This is a genomic window from bacterium, from assembly GCA_030654305.1.
Lineage (GTDB): Bacteria > Krumholzibacteriota > Krumholzibacteriia > LZORAL124-64-63 > LZORAL124-64-63 > PNOJ01.
Window position 1 is genome coordinate 1 of sequence record JAURXS010000446.1, and the last position, 2,849, is coordinate 2,849.

Consider the following 2,849-nt stretch of genomic DNA (forward strand, 5'->3'; position numbering starts at 1 on the left):
GGTGGCCGTGCTCGTCGTAGACGCCGACGCCCTGCTCCCAGACCCACTTCAGTTCGCCCTGCTTGGTGATCATGCGGTACTCGAGACGGAAGGGGACGTGGCGTTCCATCGCGTCCCAGATCGTCGTGCGCACATAGGGGAAGTCGGCCGGGTGGATGAACTGCGGAGCCGTGACGGACCGGCCGTCGAGCAACTCCTCACGGGCGTAGCCGGTCAGGCCCAGGCAGCCGTCGTTGACGTAGGCCAGCGACAGGTTCTGGTCGCCGCGGCAGCGGTAGACCATGCCCGGCAGGTTGCCCACGAGGGTCGCCATCTGGCGCTGGCTGCGGCGCATCGCCTGCTCGCTGGTGATGCGGTCGGTGATGTCGCGGTAGTTGAGCACCACGCCCTCGACACCGGACACGTCGTACATCGCCGTGTACATGCCCTCGAGGTGCAGCCAGTGACCGTCCCGGTGCCGGACCCGGATCGTGCCGATGCCCACGGTCTGGCCGGAATTGTTGGTCGCCTGGCGGATCCCGGCCATCACGGCGGGCTTGTCGTCGTCGTGGGTGTATCCGCCCGGACGGCGCCCGAGCAGCTCCCGCTCCGGGGTGCCGATGATGCGCGCGGCGGCCGGGCTCACGTAGGTGAACACGCCCTTGGCGCCCACGATGAACACGATGTCCGAAGTGTTCTCGGTCAGCGCGCGGAAGCGGGCCTCGCTCTGCGACAGCGTGCGCGTGGCCTCGTCGAAGCGCTGGAACTCGGCGCGCATGCGGCTGATCGCGTGGCCGGCCAGCCCCAGCAGGCCGCTCAGGTGCAGGATGTGCATCGGCCAGCCGTCGGACCCGATGCTGCCGAGCGAGGAGATCGCCAGCCCGGTGCCGGTGAAGGCGGTGAACGCGGCGAGCCAGATCAGCACCGTCTCGCGTTCGACGCGGTAGCGGCGGCCGAACCAGACCGCGGCGGCGAAGTGCAGCAGGCAGGCGTAGAGGTTCATCCTGGCCATCGTCGCCGGGTCGGAGGGCGGCGCGCCCTGGCCCGTCAGGATCGCCAGCGCGAGGCCGGCGGCCGCGACCGCCGCGAGGCCCGGCCAGTACAGGAGACGCTCGACCGGGATCCGACGCATGGGCAGCCAGACGGCCACCGCCGCCAGACCGCCGAAGATGTAGCCGGACGACGCCAGGTGCCCCGAACGCGGGGAGGCCAGGGCGACCACGTGCACGATCGTCGTGATCGCCACGATCAGCAGCGAGGACGAGATCCAGATCGTGTGGAGCGAGCGCCCGCGCTCCTGGCGCACCAGGAAGAAGGCCGCCACCAGGATCGCCACGCCCGCGCCCAGCATTTCCACGGCCTGGTGCAGCAGCTCGACCTCGAAGTGGCGCGCCGCGCCCAGACCGGCGAACACGAGGAAGCAGCTCGGCGGCAGCAGGGCTCCGGCGAGCGGCAACCCCCAGACGGGGGCGGTCAGGCATGTCCAGGTCCGTTTCAACAAGTCGGCTCCCATGTCCGGCGCGCCTGTCCCGGCGCGGCCGCTCCCGACCCTCCGTCCCGATGCATCGGCCCGATTCCGCGCGTCATGAGCGTTTTGATCATCGGAAAAATTCCCCGGCGGCGACGGTCGCCACGGGCTCCGGGCAGCGGGGGAACGTCATCCGGAACGTCGCGCCTTCGCCGGGCCTGCTCGCGCAGGTGATGCTCCCGCCGAGGGCGCCGGTCACCAGGTTGTAGACGATGTGCATGCCGAGCCCGCTGCCGCCCTCGCCGCGGCGCGTCGTGAAGAAGGGGTCGAAGACCCGGCGGCGGACGGCGTCGTCCATGCCGCGGCCGTCGTCGGCGTACGTCAGCTCCACGTCGTCGCCGCGCGCCGTGGCCGTGATGCGGATCGTTCCCGCGTCCTCGGGGGCGTACGCGTGCAGCAGCGAATTCTGGAGGAGGTTGGTGACGACCTGCGCCACGGCCCCCGGCAGCGAGTCCACGACGACGCCGGGGGCGCAGTCCACGTCGATCCGCAGCGGCCGGCGGCGGTACTGCGGGCGCAGGCTGGCCACGACCTCGGCCAGGTACGCGCCGAGATCGAAGGAGCGGCGCTCCTCGCTGCACTGGTCCACCGACACGCGCTTGAAGCTCTGCACCAGATCGGCGGTGCGCGACAGGTTGGCCTCGATCATCCCCGCCGCGTCCTCGCCGTCCACGAGCAGGGCGTCGAGGTCGGCGCGCTTCAGCCCGCCCTGGTCCAGGAGCCGTCGCGTGTCGCGGACCCGCTCGCGCAGGTGGGTGGCCGCGGTCAGCCCCACGCCCAGCGGCGTGTTGATCTCGTGGGCCAGGCCGGCGACCAGCCCGCCGAGCGCCGCCATCTTCTCCGAGGCGATGAGCTGCTCCTGGGTCTCCTGCAGGTCCCTGGTCCGTGCCGCCACCCGGCGCTCGAGATCCTCGTTCAGCTCCCGGATCGTCCGCTCCGCTTCGACCCGGCTGGTGATGTCGGTGATGAACCCCTCCAGGGACCTGGTCCCGCCGCTCTCGTCCGCGACGCCGACCCCCTGCTCCCAGACCCACTTGACCGCGCCGTCGGCGGTGATGATGCGGTATTCGTGCGCGTACGCCCGGCCCGCATCCACGGCGGTGCGGATGGTGAGCCGGACCTGTTCGAGGTCGTCGGGGTGGATGATGTCCCTGGCCGTCAGGGGCTGGTCGCCGAAGAACTGCTCGGGCAGGTAGCCCGTCAGGGCGAGGGCGCCGCCGCTGACGAACTCCAACGGCATGTCGCGGTCGTACCGGCAGCGGAAGGCCAGGCCGGGCAGGTTCCCCAGCAGCGTCGACAACTGGCGGCGGCTTTCCTGCAGGTCGCGGTCCGCGCGCCGGCT

2 protein-coding genes are annotated in these 2,849 nt (G+C 71.3%); both read right to left on the reverse strand.

Features of this window, described 5'->3' with window-relative positions:
* Window positions 1-1,480, reverse strand: a 1,480-nt coding sequence (locus Q7W29_12930) for a PAS domain S-box protein (GenBank protein MDO9172723.1), incomplete at its 3' end; no start/stop codon positions are given.
* A gap of 97 nt (window positions 1,481-1,577) precedes the next feature.
* On the reverse strand, window positions 1,578-2,849 hold a 1,272-nt coding region (locus Q7W29_12935), incomplete at its 5' end, for a PAS domain-containing sensor histidine kinase (GenBank protein MDO9172724.1).